We start from the raw sequence: 15,738 nt of genomic DNA, 5'->3' as shown, positions 1-15,738 counted from the left end.
GGGTTAAACTTCTGGTCTTCTGGCAGAATGAGTCCTTAAATTATCGGTTGGGTTAAACTTCTGGTCTTCTGGCAGAATGAGTCCTTAAATTATCGGTTGATATCTGGGTTCAGGATAAAAAGGAAGAGAGTGTCCTGAGGGAATAGATGAGTGCAATCCTAAAGGCCAGTGAAGGGGATGAGAGCGAATTCCCGGACCTCACAGTGGTATGTGGCCCAGGTCTTGCGGCAGAACCCGGGGTGTCTATGGCCACAGCACAATTAAAAAAAATTTTATTTTATGACCATGAGGATGTCGTCTGTCTCAACCCTTTCACCCTCAACTTTGTATATCCTCTCAACAACGCCACCGTGGGGTGTCTGGATGTCGTTCTCCATTTTCATGGCCTCAATAACAGCCACAACATCCCCTGCATTCACATGGTCACCCTCACTGACCTTCAGCTTCACAACCATGCCCTGCATCGTTGACCTAACGGCACCCTCAACATCCACGGGTTCCGGTTCAGCCTCCTCTATGGTCATGTACCCTGTGGGTACAACCTTGACGTTGAATTCGTCACCGTCCACCTCAACATGGAAGACAGTTGGCACATCACCGGAGGGTGCCCTCTCCTCCACAGGGGGCTCGAGTGGTTCCTCCTCCACCTCTCCCCTCAGGAATCTGGGTGCTATTGCAGGGTAGAGTGCGAGTGTCAGTATGTCCTCCTCCTTCCCTATGATGCCCATCTCCTCACCCCTCTTCCTGCACTCCTCGTACTGGGGTTTTAGGATGTCTGCGGGTCTGCAGTCGATGGGCTCCTCATCGCCGATAACCTTCCTTGCAACCTCCTCATTTACCGGTGCAGGTGGTCTACCGTAGAGTCCCCGGAAGTAGTCCTTCACCTCATTGGTGACCATACTGTATCTTTCACCGCTAAGAACGTTCATAACAGCCTGTATACCCACTATCTGACTTGTTGGGGTTACAAGTGGAGGGTAACCCATGTCCTTCCTGACACGGGGCATCTCCTCAAGTACCTCCTCGTACCTGTCAAGGGCGTTCTGTTCCTTTAGCTGGGCAACAAGGTTTGATAGCATGCCCCCCGGTATCTGGTATATGAGGACATCGGTGTCGATCTGCTCGGCGATGGGGTCCAGGATGCTGCTGTACTTCTTCCTGATCTCCTCGAAGTACCTCTTGATTTTCTTCAGGACCTTGAGGTCGAGTCCGGTATCATATGGGGTGTCCCTGAGGGCAGCAACAAGGCTCTCGGTTGGAGGCTGTGATGCACCCCATGATAGGGGGGATATTGCAGTGTCAAGAATGTCAACCCCTGCCTCACAGGCAGCATAGTAACTCATGGGAGTCATACCACTTGTGCAGTGGCAGTGAAGATTTACCATAAGGTCTGTTTCCTCTTTAAGGGCGCTTACAAGTTCGTAGGCATCGTGGGGTGAAATTAAACCAGCCATATCCTTAATGGCAACCGAGTCACATTCAAGGGCCTCCAGTTCCCTTGCAAAGTCCACGTAACTTTCAAGTGTATGGTGTGGGCTTATGGTGTAGCAGATAACACCCTGTACATGGGCGCCCTGTTCCCTGGCAACCTTTATGGCGTACTCCATGTTCCTGAGGTCATTAAGGGCGTCGAATATCCTGAAGATATCAACGCCGTTTTCATATGACTTCTCAATGAACTTCCTTACGATGTCATCGGGGTAGTGCTTGTAACCCACAAGGTTCTGACCGCGAAGGAGCATCTGTATCGGAGTCCTTCTTATGTGCTCCTTGAGTCTCTGCAGCCTCTCCCATGGATCCTCGTTCAGGTAACGTATGCATGTATCGAAGGTTGCGCCTCCCCACGCCTCCAGTGAGAAGAAACCAGCCCTGTCCATCTCCTCTGCGATGGGTATCATGTCCCGTGTCCGGAGGCGAGTTGCAAGAAGTGACTGGTGCGCATCCCTGAATGCTGTTTCAACGACCTTTATCCCTTTCATCGTGACCCTCTCATGAGATCATTTAATCCTTTATATACATAGTAGGAACTTCCTTAAATACACCGCAGATGTATTAATTCTCTATAAATTTATCCCAATGGCTGAAATGGTTATAAGGAATGAGATACTAATCCTAACCATTAAATTTACAACAAATATTAAGGGAGAATCAAAATGGCAAAGATAATCATAGATTATGATGAATGTGATGCATGCGGAGAATGTGTCGATGTATGCCCGATGGAGGTACTCATAATAGTTGACGGTAAACTCAAGGTCCAGCACCCTGAGGAGTGCAATGAATGTGAGGTATGCATGGACGTATGCCCAAATGAGTGCATAGAGGTTGAGGAGGACTGATCCTCAGCCAGATAACTCCTTTTTATAAAAATAGTTTGATTGAGGATTTTTTCTGGGTCCATTCAGAAATTGGGATTATTGGGTTTTTTATAAAAATAGTTTGATTGAGGATTTTTTCTGGGTCCATTCAGAAATTGAGATTATTGGGTTATCTCTCTCTTTTACCCTCAATGAACTCATCCACCATACCGGCGGCAACATCATCTGTGTACTGCACCGGCGGATGTTTCATGGTATAGGCTGATATTGATGTAAGTGTTCCGCCCACGCCACGGTCAATGGCGAGTTTGCAGCACCTTATTGCGTCGATGACGCATCCAGCAGAGTTGGGTGAGTCCTCAACACTCAGCCTCAGCTCAAGGTTCATGGGGACATCCCCGAAGAGCCGGCCCTCCATCCTGAGGAAACAGATCTTGTTATCCTTCTGCCATGGTATGTAGTCGCTGGGGCCTATGTGGATGTTCTCCTCATCCAGCCTTTCCTCACCCAGTATTGACTGGACAGCCTCTGTCTTGGATTCCTTCTTTGAGTCAAGCCTGTCACGGTTAAGCATGTTGAGGAAGTCCGTGTTCCCACCGGTGTTTATCTGATAGGTACGATCAAGCCTGACACCCCTATTTTTGAAGAGGTTTGCAAGGGTTCTGTGGGTTATGGTGGCTCCAAGCTGGGCCTTTATATCATCACCAACCAAAGGTATCCCCTTATCCTCAAATCTGGTGGCCCATTCAGGGTCACTGGCTATGAAGACAGGCATGTTGTTTATGTAGGCAACCCCCGCCTCGAGGGCGCACTCAGCGTAGAACCTTGCGGCCTCCTCTGATCCCACGGGTAAATAGTTGAGGAGTATCTCAGCCTCGCTTTCCCTGAGGACCTCCACAACATCAACGGGTTCGGTGTCTGCCACAACGAAGGTCTGATCTTCAGGGTAATCCTTCATGTGGGGCGCCACACCATCAAGGACGTACCCCATGGATACCTCAACACCCATCTCGGGTATATCATCACAGAATACAGTCGTGCAGTTGGGGGGTGCGAATATGGCCTCACTCACGTCCTTCCCGACCTTTCTCCTGTCCACATCGAAGGCCGCAACAACCTCAATGTCCCCCGGCCTGTAACCCCCTATATCCCAGTGCATGAGTCCTACTGAATCACGGGCATCCTTGTCACGGTAATAGTATATCCCCTGGATCAGGGAGCTGGCACAGTTCCCCACACCGACTATTGCAATCTTTATCTTATCCAATTGAAACACCTTTCAGAGATTTGTGATAATCATAAACCAAGGCTAAAATTGATCAACTTACTTTTTAAGATTTGCATACTAAACTATTAAATGTTTCGCCCCCTTCTGGCGGGAATCAGTAATTAATAATTGAGGCCCTCAGAATGAGTAGAACTATCCATGAGGCAAGGAGGATACTTTCCCTGAACTTAATGTATTCTGGAAGCCCCTTATCGAACCTCCAGGTCAGTACAGTGATCAAAATTAGTGAAAGGTTAATCAGGTTTCCCATTATATTTAGGGGGTTTCTGAGGTAGATGGGCATCCACCCTGCAGTGATTAAAAGGATTCCTGTCCAGAGAATCCATCTTATGTCCCTGTGCTCGTCTTCTGAAAGGTAACCGCGCCATGAAAGGAGAAGAAGCACAAGGAATGACCCCATCCCCATGGCCACACCCAGAAACTGGAGGATGTTGAGGAATACTGGAACACCGAACACCTCTGACTTCAGGATGGGGAGAAGAAAAATGGCGTTGAGGGTCTCATCCGGTGGGAAGGATTCAGCCTCACCCACAGCAAGAACGTAACTTCCCCTGTTATTCCGGTTACTCACCCGGAGGTAGTATGTGCCAGCCTCCACGGTCCTGTTGAATTCAGGGCCCTTGAAGTAACTGTCACCACCAAACTCCTCAAAGTAGGGAATCCAGGAACTCAGGTTACCATCAAGTGTCCCTATAACCTTGCCATCCCTTATTATATCCACAGAAACAGCCTCGGCATCAGGTGAGAGTGGAACCAGAATGTTAACGTATAGTCTGAAGGGTTTCCCGGAACTCACCTTGAAGTAGACGGGTTCACCCTCAAGTTTACCATAGAATGCCTGTGAAACCTCCGGGTTCTTAACTGTAACCTCCCCGGTGTGCACAAGGCGGGGCTGGTGTGCATGTGCCCCCTGAATGAGTATTAATAGCATGAGGAGGATAATGGCCCGCTTCATATTATTATATCTGCACGTCCCCTTTAATAAGATCTTTCATCTGATTATCTCTGTGCCTGTCTGGAGTGGATTGACATTGGGCAGACCCTCAGCCAGACTGAGCCGTGCCGCCTCTGATGTGCAGTGCCCGGTGTAGATAGGGCCTCTGACAAATTCTCCGAGCCTGGATGCAACCCCCTCTGAGGGTCCCTCAAGGTGGAAACCACCCACAAGGAGATCAACGGGTTCATGAAAGATATCATAGGCCTTGCTGACAATGTTGAGTATGCCATTGTGGGAGCAACCCGTTATGAGGTTAAGATAGCCATCGTCTTCAATGACAAGGGCCAGTTCATCGGAGAAGCTGTCAGGAACAGGTTCTCCATTTGAACATTCAAAGAGTGTTCTGTTGCCGGCTGGTCTCTCGAAAAGATCTCCAAAATCCCGAATAATCGTGAAATCTGGAAAAATCTCAGTTTTACACAGGAATCTTATTCTCTCGTCGTGGATTTCCTCGAGGCCTATGAACCTCCAGTCACCATTAATGGCATAGCGCGGGTTAAATGCCCCCTCCCCCAGGAGGACATCTGCAGAGTCATTGATTTCAAGGAAGTGCCTGAGTCCGCCTCCATGGTCATAGTGGCCGTGGGATATAACTGCCAGATCCACCTCCCTGAGGTCAACTCCCAGTCTTCTGGCATTCTCTGCAAAGAGTCTGCTCTGGCCCATATCAAAGAGTATCCTGATGTCGGACTCGATGTACAGTGAGAGACCATGTTCACCCATCAGGGGGGTCTTTGGGGTGTCCTCAACAAGGCACACAATTTTCAGCAGCATCACCGTCCAGGAGGTCAAGTATCTCGTCTATCCTTCGCTGCACATCAGCTATGGGGTCCTCTGTGTTTATTATGTACCAGTCACTGGCAAGCCTGAGGGCCTTTTCCCTTGTCCTTGTGAGGTCCTCCAGGTTCTCGAACATCTCATGTTCATCCCTCTCCCTTAACCTTCTCAGGGACTCCTCAGGTGATACGTCAAGGAAGAACATGTACTTGGTGGTGGGGAGGACCCTTGAGAGCAGGCGGTACATTATTGATGCCAGCGGCCCCGGGAGGTAGGCCACACCCATGAGGTACCTTGAGAATATGAGGGTGTCGGGGCCGGGGTTGGAGCGCCAGTGGTAGAGCCAGAGGGACCTTATGACGTCCAGCGCATAGAAAACTGCGGCCCTGATGTGGTTAATCCTTCCCCCAATCAGGAGGGCCTTCCTGGCCCTTTTACCGTAGGGGTTATCCTCCTCAGGGTGGGACCTGAATATTACGCGCTCACCACGCTCAAGGTACCTCCTTCTTATGAGTTCGGCGTGGGTGTCCTTCCCTGCCCCGTCAAGGCCATCTATGACTATGAACCTCAAACAGACATTCCCCCGAGGATTATGTAGGCTGCAACTGCCCCGAAGCATGCTGTCAGGTTGTCAAGGCCCCGGGGGGTGAGGGCCTCCAGTACCGTTGATACCAGGGCGACCCCCAGTATGATAACCGGGGTAATGTTCTGTGAGTAGTAGATTAGGACCACGGGCAGCGTCACCATGAGGGTGAGGAACATCCCAAGGGAACCCTCCAGGCTCTTTCTGTCCCCCAGTACACTGAATGTTGTCCTGCCGAACCTCTCACCTATAAGGCTTGCAAGGCCGTCACCATAGGACATGGCGGCTATCCCTATACCCGTGACCCAGGGGGTGTTGAAGAATAGGTAGGCCAGCACGGTCCAGGATACGGAGTAGTAGACGAGGCCGAGGCCATGGCCATAGGAGGAAGCCCTGTGCTTTATCTTCAGTGGTGAGTAGGGGCTTATGAGGAATGTGAGGGGTATGAATGGTGCCGCCGCCAGGAATGTTATAACCAGCCGGCTATCAAAGAGGGGTAATATAAATAGGATGTTACCAACCATTATATGTACAAATTTCCGGCTCAGGTTTGGTCTATCACCAAGGAGCCTCTCGGATACAATCAGTAAAACCGCAACATACAGATATACCATCAGAAGTCCAAGAATGTCACTGCCGCTCATAGGAATTATGGAGTAACTCAAGGTATAAGTGGCTTTTGATTTATCATGATTGATATATTTAAAAGCTGCGAGTAATTCAGGTATGCTGGACTTTTATGGGAGGTGTAGAGCTGATGGAGGTTTTCGCATGAACCCTTACATTGAGATACTTAGACCAGTAAACGCTGTCATGGCGGTAATAACCGTTATACTCATGGCCCTCATTGCCGGCAGGTTTGATGTTGATGTTCTTATTGCCTGCATCGTTGTTTTCACGGCCACAGGTGCAGGTAATGTGATAAATGACTACTTCGATCATGAAATTGATAGAATCAACAGGCCATCACGCCCCATACCATCAGGGAGGATCACAAGAAGGGCTGCAGGGACCTATTCGGCCTTACTTTTTGTTTTAGCGTCAGCACTGGGGTTCTACCTTGGCCCCCTGCCCGGTCTTGTGGTGGCTTCAAGTTCCCTGCTCATGGTGTACTATGCCCGGAGCCTCAAGAAGAGGTGCCTTGTTGGCAACATAACCATATCCTTTCTAACAGGGATGAGCTTCGTATTTGGTGGCATAGTTGTCGGTGAGCTCTCTGCCTCCATTTACCTTGGAATCTATGCCTTCCTAATGACCATGGCGAGGGAGATAGTCAAGGACATGGAGGACGTGGAGGGGGACCAGGTTGAGGGTGCAACCACTCTCCCCATAACACATGGCATGAGGGTTTCAGGGATCCTTGCGGCCGCCTTCATGTTATCCGCTAGCCTCACAAGCCCAAGCCTTTACATTATTGGGATATTTTCAATCCTTTATATCCCTGTCCTTGCAGTTGCAGTGCTTTTCTTCCTGAGGGCCGCCTTCATGATACTCAAAGTCCAGGATAGGGAAACTGCCTCACGTGTTTCAGGACTCATAAAGGCAGGGATGGCGGTGACGTTCCTGGCATTTGCCGCTGGAAGCGGCACCGTAACAAGGATGGCTGCCATGGTAATTTAGATGTCACAAAAAATATGAGATGAGTGAAATTATTCACAAAAAACCTTTAGTCTATGTGAAGAAGAATGAGTAGCAGGGTAGGTGAAGGAGTAGATGTTCATCCCCCCAACCTTCATTTAACTCCTTCAACACCCTAAACTTTTTCTACATTAACCCCCCCTAACCTGTTCCAGGTGGCCAAACACCTGGAACCACTTACTCTCATTTACCTCTACTCACCGCTTTTTATGCCCACAATATCAACCACATCCACCAGTTTCCATACATAGGAACGGTCCATCTCCACAAGGCATGTCAGAGGATCCTCAGGCGAATGACCAAAGGCCTTCAGGATGTTCCTGGATAAGCCGTGCTTCTCTATGAGGTCAGCAAACATCCTCTTAACCCTCTTCCTTGTGGAGGGGTCCTTCTCCTCGACTATCTGCCCCTGCAGTGTAACGAAGCGATAATCTGATAGATCATCCTCGTAGTGTTCTATCTCCACTGCGACATAGGGGTTTTTCTTGAGGAGCTCTATCTTCCTCCCGTACCTTGTTGAGAGGAAGTAGATGTGTTCCCCATCGAATACATAGAGGAAGGGGGCTATGTATGGATAGTCACCGTTGAAGGCTATCCTGCTCATGAAGTTGTCCCTTATGAACTCATCGTATTCCTCCCTGCTCATGAGGGGGATCTTGACCATAGTCATTACTCACACCTCCACCACAGGGTAACCTGCCCTAAGCCATGCGCCGATACCCCCAAGTACAGTTGTGGTGCTGAAACCATGACTCTCAAGTATGCTGGCAGCCATCGTTGACTTGTAACCTGAATCACAGTATATAACCACGTCCTTCTTGGGGATCATGTCAACGTTATCAGGGAGATCCCCCACCCAGATGTGCTCTGAGCCCTCAATATGGAACCTCTCCCTGTCTGTGATCTTACGCACATCAAGGAGGAAGATGTCACCTTCAAGTTCTCTGAGTTCATGGACGCTCATGGACCTTATGGCATTAAACTCGAGTCCAGCCATGTACCAGGAGGGGAATCCCCCTGCAAGGTAACCTGCCATGTTATCATAGCCGAGCCTTATAAGGGACCTCCTCACAGATTCAACGCCCCTCCCGTCATCAACCACCAGTACAGGGTCGTCGTAGTTGAGGAAGTAACCTGCAAAGGCTGCGAAGCCGTCCTGCCAGATGTTCAGACTTCCGGGTATGTGGCCAGATGAGAAGCTTGTGGGGTTCCGGACATCAACCACCTGGGCGCTTTCATCCAGCAGTTCCCTGAATTCAGGGACAGGGAGGGCTTCAAGGTTGGGGTTCTCCACAGGAGCACCCCTCAGGTTGTTCTCCTCCATCCTCCGGAAGTATGGTGGTGTGTAGAGTCTCTCGGAAATCTTGTGTTCAGTGAACTCGTCCCTTCCCATCTGCAGGTAGGGGTTTGTGAGCCTCTCATACCCAATCGTTGTTGTATCCATGTCCCTTATGTCCGCCCCGCAGACCGAACCTGCTCCATGGGCCGGGCAGACCACAACATGGTCTCCCAGGGGGATTATCTTCTCATGTATACTATCATAGAGCAACCCTGCGGTTTCAGGGATTTTTTCAGGTCCAAAGAAATCAACACGCCCTGTTTCACCAGCGAATAGCACGTCACCGGTGAAGACCATCAGGCATTCATCTGAGACGGTGGTATCACGCACAGCCACCGATATGCTCTCATAGGTGTGCCCGGGTGTTTCAAGGACCTCCAGTTCAAGGTTCCCCAGTCTGAAGGTGTCACCCTCAACCACAGCCGTACCATACTCGAAATCCAGATGCGCCCCGTGGAGTATCTCAGCATCCACGTACCGCGCCAGTTCCACAGAGCCAATGGTGTAGTCCTCATTGCGGTGGGTCTCAAAGATGTACCTGATGTTCACGCTGTTTTTTTCTGCAAGTTCAAGGTACACGTCCACATCCCTTCTTGGATCCACAACAGCAGCCTCGCCACCAGATGCAAGAAAATAGGAATTATGGGATAGCCCCTCCGACCTTATTATCTCGAATATCATGCACCTCACCGGCTAATTAATATGTAAACCGGCTTATTTATCATTTTCCAGAGCAGCGAATAGTTCGGTGAAGTGCCCTGTGGAGTTTCAAGGGGATTTTTCCGGGACCAGCTCTTCATTCCAGGACATCAGGGTTTCTGGGCCACGAATCAACCCTCCATGAAAGGTACGCACATGATAGGGCATGGTGACAACCATAAGAGACGCGGTACCGGCTAAGCAGCACCGAAGGTTCTTAATGGAGAAGGTAAAAGACAGATGAAAACAGACTTACTTACAACCATATGCCGCCCCTCAACAGTATTGAGGGACATCAGGGATCCCGGCCACAACACTGACAGCCGCTGGAGGATCACCGGGAGGTCCGATTTAATGGTTTTTTTGGTGTACACGTCAACGTCCTCATGGTCATGGGATGAGGTCACATTCACAGGAGATGATGGTCCTGGTGTGAACATCAACGTCGATCTTCAGGACATTACCTCTCCTTAACATTCAGTTTTTCTGTGCCGGGAAAACAAGGCTCACTCGCACGCCATTATCCCCCCTGATTCTGAGTTCACCATCGAGCTGCGATGCAAGGTTTCTCATAAGATCCATGCCAAGGCCGCCGCCGGTATCTGTATCAAAGTCCGCTGAAAGACCGGGTCCGTCATCCTCAACCTCCACATGGACCATGCCCTCCCTCGAAAATAGGCGTATGATGAGTTCACCTTCACCTGATTTGAACGCATGCTTCATGGCGTTGGTGACGGCCTCGTTGACTATTAAACCTGCCGGTATGGCCCTGTTTATATCCAGGTGAATGTCCTCCATATCGTAGTTAACCGATATCCTTTTTTCAAGATAATTTGACCTGATCTCAGATACGAGGTCAATTATGTACTCTGAGAATGGTAGGTCAGCAAGGCTCTCTGACTGGTACAGTTTCTCATGTATCATGGCCATGGACTTGACACGGTTAACACTATCGGTGAATACGTCGGCAGCCCTCTCATCCTGGATAGAGCATCTCTGGAGGTTAAGGAGGCTGGATATTATCTGGAGGTTGTTTTTGACCCTGTGATGTATCTCCCTGAGCATCACCTCCTTCTCCCTGAGGGACCTCTTCAGGGAAATCTCATATTCACGGAGCCTGGTTATATCATGGAGTCTGATAAGGAGGGATTTTCTGCCCTCCCAGACAGTGTCTGTCACCATCATCTCAGCCACCCGAACCTGGCCGTCAGCAGAAAGGACCCTGATCTCCTGTATCTCCCTCCTGAGGGGTACTCCGATGTGCCCACCCCTGTAATCGGGGGGCCAGCCAAAGAACTTTCTGCCAGCAGGGTTTGAGTAGAGGAGTTTGCCATCCAGATCCACTATCACCATGGGCTCCGGGCTGTTCTCAACGATACCCAAGAAGTTGTTCCTCGAGGTTTCAATGTCCCGTTCATACACCTTTCTCTGGGTTATATCAACTGCAAAGCCCCCGACACCCCTTCTACCATCGGGCAGCTTAAAACCAAATTTGTATACCCCGTAGACCCTGCCCTTAACTTCCTCTTCAGTGTAGGATTCACCGTCCCTCAGGGCCATCCTGTCGGACTCAAGGCAGGCCTCAGCGGCTTCTCTGTCCATCAGATCAAAGTCGGTCTTTCCGGTGATATCCTCTGTTCCCACAAGCTCTGAAAACCTGCTGTTTGCAATCACGTACCTTGACCTGAAATCCTTGAGGAACACTATCCATGGACTGTGGTTTATGAACTCATCATAGAGCTTTTTGATGTTTTCAAGGGACCTTAAAAGTTCATTCTCCCTTTTTATATTCTCGAGCCAGTTATCCACCTCCCTCTCACCTTCTTCACCGCTGAGGATAAGCTCCGGGCTTATATAGTATGGGTTTCTGTACACACCTGAGTTCCAGACAACTATGGGGTGGGTGAGCAGGACTCCCCTGATCACATCGGGGCTGAAGAGTTGCCTGTGGTACTGGCAGATGGCAAGGCAGTCCGATCCCGGGAAGAAATTGTTGAGTCTGGCCTCATACTCTATCAGCCTTTCGCTCCCGGGGAGGCCCCTGAGGACCCAGCTCATTTCACCGGTAACCCTGAGGCCAGTGAAGCCCTCGGCAACCGCATTTTCTGTTTCGGATTCAAGGAGGTCAAGCATCCTTTCAGGGTCAAAGAAACCCCCCTCTGTGTAAGCCTCAGTTTCATTCATTATCCTGAGGCTCCCTCCGGCTTCAAACATGGAAACAGGGATCTTCCTGCCGAGCTCCTCCCTGATGGTTTCGCATGTCCTCTGGCTGGCTATGTATATGCACCTCTCACCCCTCCTGAGGCCCTCGATGATGAAGGGAACAATGATCCTCCTCCACTCAGCCTCATCATCGTATATGATGCAGATATGGTCCCCTGCTTCCATATCCCTGATGAGTGATAGGGTATCCTCCTCTCTCCTCTCATCAATGAGGTCATTGATCCTCCTGATTGCATTCTCCATGGCATGCACCTCAGATACCTATGAATCTGCGCAGGGCATCAGGGTCATTGAGGTCCCCTATAACCCTCCGCATGGGGCTTGGGCTTATCCTCTCCAGGGTCGGAATGGCAATGATTCCATTCTCCCTTGCAATCTCGGGGTTTCCACGGACATCAACAACCTCTAGCTTCGCATCATCACCCATAACATTCCTGAGGTTTTCAAGGGCCGCAGCTGAAAGGTTATCGCCGGCGATGTATATGCGCAGATGGATCATGACTCATCTCCCACTCTCACCAGGATCCCCCTTGATGAGAATCCCCCTTTCACTGAATTTCATCTCTGCGACGCTGCTTGAGTGGTCCATTCCCCTGCTCTTTAGTATGCGGAGGAGCCTCTTGTAATCACCGTTGGTCCTCACATGCTCCAGGACAATCCAGGTATCAATCAGTGATGAGATCTCAAGTTCAGTCTGGGTTGCGGTGACCGGTGACCTTATAAGGTATGTGAAGAGGGAGGTCACACCCCGTGACTTCAGAAAATCGGTGAACCTTATGAAGAGGTTCTTTGCATTGCTGACCCTATTTGAGGGTCCACCTGCAGCTGCAAGGCTAGTAACAGGGTCCACAAGTACAGTATCAGGTTTGAAGTCCATTAAAAGGTCCTGCATCCCGGTCAGGTGGGATTCAAGTCCCAGTGATGTGGGCCTATTGGAGTGTATCATGAGTTTATCATCAATATGATCTTTGAGCTGGATCCCCACCGATTCCATGTTCCGGATTATCTGATCCGCGGGCTCCTCATTGGCAAAGTAGAGGCAGCGTTCACCGCGGCGGCAGGCCTCATAGGCAAACTTTGAAAGAATGGTGGTCTTACCGGCCCCTGTAGTACCTGATATCAGGATACTTGAACCCCTGTATATGCCCCCACCCAGCATATCATCAAGGTCGGGTATTCCTGTGGATACGAGTTCCCTGCTGACACTGTAATCCAGTTTGAGGGAGGTTATAGGGAAGATTGAGATTCCCCTCTCATTGATGAGGAATGGGTACCTGTTGAGGCCGTGGCTGGAACCACGGTACTTGACTATTCTCATGTGTCTTGTTCCAACCTCCCCATCGAAGGTGTGGGTGAGGTGTATGACACAGTCAGAGATGTAGTCCTCAAATCCATGTGTTGGCTTGCCCCCAGAGTCCCCTGCGGTGAATACGCTTGTAACCCCCATCAAATTCAGCCAGGATATGATGTGGCGCAGTTCCATGTGGAGGGGCCCCCTATCTGATACACCATCAAAGAGGCTGTCAACCTTATCAAGGACAACCCTCCTGGCCCCGGTGGTTTTAACAGCATCCTCGATCCTTATCTTAAGGGCATCCAGACTGTAGGATCCTATACTGGGATCTGGAGCCCCTGAAACGTCCTCAATAAATATTTTTCCATCCTTAATCAGTTTTTCAAGGGCCCTGTCATCGGACTGGAAGTTCTCAACTATATTCCTCTGCCGTTCATCAAAGCTCACAAGCACACCCGGTTCTCCATAGTAGGATGCACCGTTAAGAAGGAACTCAACTGCAATGAATGTCTTTCCTGTACCTGGGCCGCCATAGATGAGTGTGTTTCTGCCCTCAGGGAAACCACCCCCTGTTACCATATCAAGGCCCTTTATGCCGGTAGGCGACTTTTCAATGGACCTGAACCTCAACCAACCACCCCCTCATGAGTAGAAGTTCACGGGAAATCCATGATGTGATCCAGGCTGGATTCTGACCTCCTCCTGGACTCTGAACACGTAGAAGTGCATGGGAATCCATGATGTGATCCGTCCGGATTTCCACTTGATACTATATTAATCACTTAAGGCATAAAATACTTGTGACGATCAGATCTGAGCATCAACTGAAGGGGGTTCCTATGGATAATATAATTGAAACAGAGGGTATAAGCAAGAGATATGATGATTTCCTGGCGGTTAATTCTGTGGATCTGGAGGTCCCTGAAAACTCAATTTATGGTGTCCTCGGGCCTAACGGCGCAGGTAAAACCACACTGATATCAATGCTCTGCACCATACTCCACCCCACAGCAGGGAGTGGCACGGTAAACGGCTACGACATAGTGAGGGAGGCCAGGAGGGTGAGGGAGTCCATAGGCATAGTCTTCCAGTCAAGGGCCCTCGATGACATACTAACAGGGAGGGAACACCTTGAAATGCACGCCGCCCTCTACGGGGTCCCCAGGGATATAAGGGAGAGGAGGATAGATGAGGTCCTTGAACTCATAGCACTAGGTGATAAGGCCGATGAGTATGTGAAGACATACTCAGGGGGCATGAAAAGGCGCCTCGAGATAGGCCGTGGCCTGATACACCACCCCCGGGTACTCTTCCTTGACGAGCCAACCCTTGGACTCGACCCGCAGACAAGGGAGAGTATCTGGAGGTACATAGAGAGGCTCAACAGGGAGGAGGACGTTACCGTGCTCCTCACCACCCACTACATGGAGGAAGCAGATAAACTCTGCGATGAGGTGGCCATAATGAGCCGTGGAGAGATAATAAAGGCTGACAGCCCTGCAAACCTCAAGAGGGAGCTTGGGGCAGACACAATCACCGTGAGGGTGGACCGTGCAGAGGAATTCTATGATATCCTTGGAAACCAGGAGTACGTTAAGGAGGCACACCTCATGGATGACCAGGTCAGGTTAATGGTTGAGAGGGGTGAGAACCTGGTCCCCGAGATAGTTAACCTCGCAGCAAGAAGGGGCTTCTATGTGAGGGCTGTGGAGCTTGAGCACCCGACCCTTGAGGATGTGTTCATAAGGTACACCGGAAGGACTATAAGTGAGGCATGATAGCATGGCTGAAATTGAGGGTATATACACAATATGGCTTCGTGAGATGAAGAGGTTCTTCCGTTACCGTTCCAGGATAGTCACCTCCGTGGTGACCCCCCTCCTCTGGCTCATAATATTCGGGACGGGTCTGGGGGCGGCTGTGAGGTTTGGGGGAGTTCAGGGGGGCTATAAGGCCTTCATCTACCCGGGCATCATAGGCCAGACCATCCTCTTCACAAGCATATTCTCAGGGGTCTCTGTGATCATAGATCGCCAGTACGGCTTCCTCAAGGAGATACTGGTTGCACCCATATCAAGGCCCTCCATAGTGATTGGGAAGGCCCTGGGTATAAGCACTGCCTCGATGATACAGGCGGCCATCCTCCTGGCCCTTTCATTCATAGTTGGAGTTACAATGTCGCCCCTGTGTTTCATTGTGAGCATGGTGATAGCCTTGATAATATCCATGGGCCTCGGTGGCCTGGGACTCATGATAGCGGCCTTCACAGACAGCATGGAGGGTTTCAATCTTATCATGAGTTTCATAGTGCTCCCCATATTTCTCCTGAGCGGGGCCCTATTCCCAATAACCGGACTCCCTGCATGGCTTCAGGGCGCAGTCTATATAAACCCCCTGACATATGCAGTTGACGCCCTCAGATTCACAATACTGAGAAATTCGGTGCTTCCACTTGAGGTTAACGTTGCAGTGATATCGGTTTTTGCAGTTGCAGCCGTCCTTGCATCGGCCTTCCTCTTCAACAGGAAGGAGCAGAGTTTAATGTGATGAAATAAGGAGCAGAGTTTAATGTGATGAAATAA

General features: G+C 50.1%; 16 protein-coding genes. 5 read left to right on the top strand and 11 right to left on the bottom strand.

The genetic code is table 11. From position 1 onward, the window contains the following. Positions 1-272: 272 nt before the first annotated feature. Positions 273-1,979, bottom strand: a complete 1,707-nt coding sequence (gene oadA, locus ACPLJI_RS08270; RefSeq protein ID WP_424730263.1) for a sodium-extruding oxaloacetate decarboxylase subunit alpha — start codon at positions 1,977-1,979, stop codon at positions 273-275. A gap of 174 nt (positions 1,980-2,153) precedes the next feature. Between oadA and ACPLJI_RS08265 the strand changes: the two genes are divergently transcribed. Next, a complete protein-coding gene (locus ACPLJI_RS08265; protein ID WP_013296279.1) occupies positions 2,154-2,339 on the top strand; it encodes an ATP-binding protein in 186 nt (61 codons plus the stop codon). Between the two features lie 148 nt (positions 2,340-2,487). Here ACPLJI_RS08265 and ACPLJI_RS08260 read toward each other — a convergent pair whose 3' ends face one another. The 5 genes from ACPLJI_RS08260 to ACPLJI_RS08240 form a co-directional block, all read right to left on the bottom strand. Next, positions 2,488-3,585, bottom strand: a complete 1,098-nt coding sequence (locus ACPLJI_RS08260; protein ID WP_424730233.1) for an inositol-3-phosphate synthase — start codon at positions 3,583-3,585, stop codon at positions 2,488-2,490. 115 nt (positions 3,586-3,700) lie between these two features. Beyond that, complete coding sequence (locus tag ACPLJI_RS08255; protein ID WP_424730234.1) at positions 3,701-4,561, bottom strand: hypothetical protein; 861 nt, start codon at positions 4,559-4,561, stop codon at positions 3,701-3,703. Positions 4,562-4,597: 36 nt separating this feature from the next. After that, entirely contained in the window at positions 4,598-5,377 is a 780-nt protein-coding gene (locus ACPLJI_RS08250) for an MBL fold metallo-hydrolase (RefSeq protein ID WP_424730235.1), read from the bottom strand. Then, a complete protein-coding gene (locus ACPLJI_RS08245) occupies positions 5,349-5,951 on the bottom strand; it encodes a thymidylate kinase (protein ID WP_424730236.1) in 603 nt (200 codons plus the stop codon). The genes ACPLJI_RS08250 and ACPLJI_RS08245 overlap by 29 nt, the downstream gene beginning before the upstream one ends. Further along, on the bottom strand, positions 5,948-6,607 hold the full coding sequence (locus tag ACPLJI_RS08240) for a diacylglycerol/polyprenol kinase family protein (RefSeq protein ID WP_013296274.1): 660 nt from the start codon (positions 6,605-6,607) through the stop codon (positions 5,948-5,950). Before ACPLJI_RS08240 ends, ACPLJI_RS08245 begins: the two co-directional genes overlap by 4 nt. A gap of 127 nt (positions 6,608-6,734) precedes the next feature. On the opposite strand from ACPLJI_RS08240, the gene ACPLJI_RS08235 reads away from it, so the two are divergent. Further along, on the top strand, positions 6,735-7,583 hold the full coding sequence (locus ACPLJI_RS08235; RefSeq protein ID WP_424730237.1) for a UbiA family prenyltransferase: 849 nt from the start codon (positions 6,735-6,737) through the stop codon (positions 7,581-7,583). Positions 7,584-7,794: 211 nt separating this feature from the next. On the opposite strand, the gene ACPLJI_RS08230 is transcribed toward ACPLJI_RS08235, so the two are convergent. Together ACPLJI_RS08230 and ACPLJI_RS08225 are read right to left on the bottom strand one after the other, a co-directional pair. Next, a complete protein-coding gene (locus ACPLJI_RS08230) occupies positions 7,795-8,271 on the bottom strand; it encodes a pyridoxamine 5'-phosphate oxidase family protein (protein WP_013296272.1) in 477 nt (158 codons plus the stop codon). 3 nt (positions 8,272-8,274) lie between these two features. Continuing rightward, positions 8,275-9,621 (bottom strand): MBL fold metallo-hydrolase, encoded by a 1,347-nt coding sequence (locus ACPLJI_RS08225; protein WP_424730238.1) that lies wholly within the window; start codon positions 9,619-9,621, stop codon positions 8,275-8,277. Positions 9,622-9,879: 258 nt separating this feature from the next. On the opposite strand from ACPLJI_RS08225, the gene ACPLJI_RS08220 reads away from it, so the two are divergent. After that, entirely contained in the window at positions 9,880-10,113 is a 234-nt protein-coding gene (locus ACPLJI_RS08220) for a hypothetical protein (RefSeq protein WP_424730239.1), read from the top strand. A 3-nt stretch (positions 10,114-10,116) separates the two neighbouring features. Here the strand turns inward: ACPLJI_RS08220 and ACPLJI_RS08215 are convergent, their stop codons facing one another. The 3 genes from ACPLJI_RS08215 to kaiC are packed head-to-tail and all read right to left on the bottom strand — an operon-like array spanning position 10,117 to position 13,786. Beyond that, positions 10,117-12,105: an MEDS domain-containing protein gene (locus tag ACPLJI_RS08215; RefSeq protein ID WP_424730240.1), complete on the bottom strand. Its 1,989-nt coding sequence runs from the start codon at positions 12,103-12,105 to the stop codon at positions 10,117-10,119. A 10-nt stretch (positions 12,106-12,115) separates the two neighbouring features. Continuing rightward, positions 12,116-12,361, bottom strand: a complete 246-nt coding sequence (locus ACPLJI_RS08210; protein ID WP_424730241.1) for a circadian clock KaiB family protein — start codon at positions 12,359-12,361, stop codon at positions 12,116-12,118. A 3-nt stretch (positions 12,362-12,364) separates the two neighbouring features. Next, on the bottom strand, positions 12,365-13,786 hold the full coding sequence (gene kaiC, locus ACPLJI_RS08205; RefSeq protein ID WP_424741236.1) for a circadian clock protein KaiC: 1,422 nt from the start codon (positions 13,784-13,786) through the stop codon (positions 12,365-12,367). Positions 13,787-13,995: 209 nt separating this feature from the next. Here kaiC and ACPLJI_RS08200 point away from each other — a divergent pair, with 209 nt between their 5' ends. Both ACPLJI_RS08200 and ACPLJI_RS08195 read left to right on the top strand, forming a co-directional pair. Next, positions 13,996-14,934: an ATP-binding cassette domain-containing protein gene (locus ACPLJI_RS08200; protein WP_424731441.1), complete on the top strand. Its 939-nt coding sequence runs from the start codon at positions 13,996-13,998 to the stop codon at positions 14,932-14,934. 4 nt (positions 14,935-14,938) lie between these two features. Beyond that, positions 14,939-15,703, top strand: coding sequence for an ABC transporter permease (locus ACPLJI_RS08195; RefSeq protein WP_147671490.1), 765 nt, complete (start codon positions 14,939-14,941; stop codon positions 15,701-15,703). Positions 15,704-15,738 lie beyond the last annotated feature (35 nt).

The organism is Methanothermobacter sp. (assembly GCF_049720995.1).
In the GTDB taxonomy this organism is placed as follows: domain Archaea; phylum Methanobacteriota; class Methanobacteria; order Methanobacteriales; family Methanothermobacteraceae; genus Methanothermobacter.
Note: the sequence above shows the minus strand (reverse complement) of the source record. Positions and strands in the feature narration are given on the sequence as shown.

Bases quoted from the DNA above. Each gene is read 5' to 3' on its own strand.
- oadA (WP_424730263.1), bottom strand. From the start codon at position 1,979: ATGAAAGGGATAAAGGTCGTTGAAACAGCATTCAGGGATGCGCACCAG.
- ACPLJI_RS08265 (WP_013296279.1), top strand. From the start codon at position 2,154: ATGGCAAAGATAATCATAGATTATGATGAATGTGATGCATGCGGAGAA.
- ACPLJI_RS08255 (WP_424730234.1), bottom strand. From the start codon at position 4,561: ATGAAGCGGGCCATTATCCTCCTCATGCTATTAATACTCATTCAGGGG.
- ACPLJI_RS08250 (WP_424730235.1), bottom strand. From the start codon at position 5,377: ATGCTGCTGAAAATTGTGTGCCTTGTTGAGGACACCCCAAAGACCCCC.
- ACPLJI_RS08240 (WP_013296274.1), bottom strand. From the start codon at position 6,607: ATGAGCGGCAGTGACATTCTTGGACTTCTGATGGTATATCTGTATGTT.
- ACPLJI_RS08235 (WP_424730237.1), top strand. From the start codon at position 6,735: ATGAACCCTTACATTGAGATACTTAGACCAGTAAACGCTGTCATGGCG.
- ACPLJI_RS08230 (WP_013296272.1), bottom strand. From the start codon at position 8,271: ATGACTATGGTCAAGATCCCCCTCATGAGCAGGGAGGAATACGATGAG.
- ACPLJI_RS08225 (WP_424730238.1), bottom strand. From the start codon at position 9,621: ATGATATTCGAGATAATAAGGTCGGAGGGGCTATCCCATAATTCCTAT.
- ACPLJI_RS08220 (WP_424730239.1), top strand. From the start codon at position 9,880: ATGAAAACAGACTTACTTACAACCATATGCCGCCCCTCAACAGTATTG.
- ACPLJI_RS08215 (WP_424730240.1), bottom strand. From the start codon at position 12,105: ATGGAGAATGCAATCAGGAGGATCAATGACCTCATTGATGAGAGGAGA.
- ACPLJI_RS08210 (WP_424730241.1), bottom strand. From the start codon at position 12,361: ATGATCCATCTGCGCATATACATCGCCGGCGATAACCTTTCAGCTGCG.
- ACPLJI_RS08200 (WP_424731441.1), top strand. From the start codon at position 13,996: ATGGATAATATAATTGAAACAGAGGGTATAAGCAAGAGATATGATGAT.
- ACPLJI_RS08195 (WP_147671490.1), top strand. From the start codon at position 14,939: ATGGCTGAAATTGAGGGTATATACACAATATGGCTTCGTGAGATGAAG.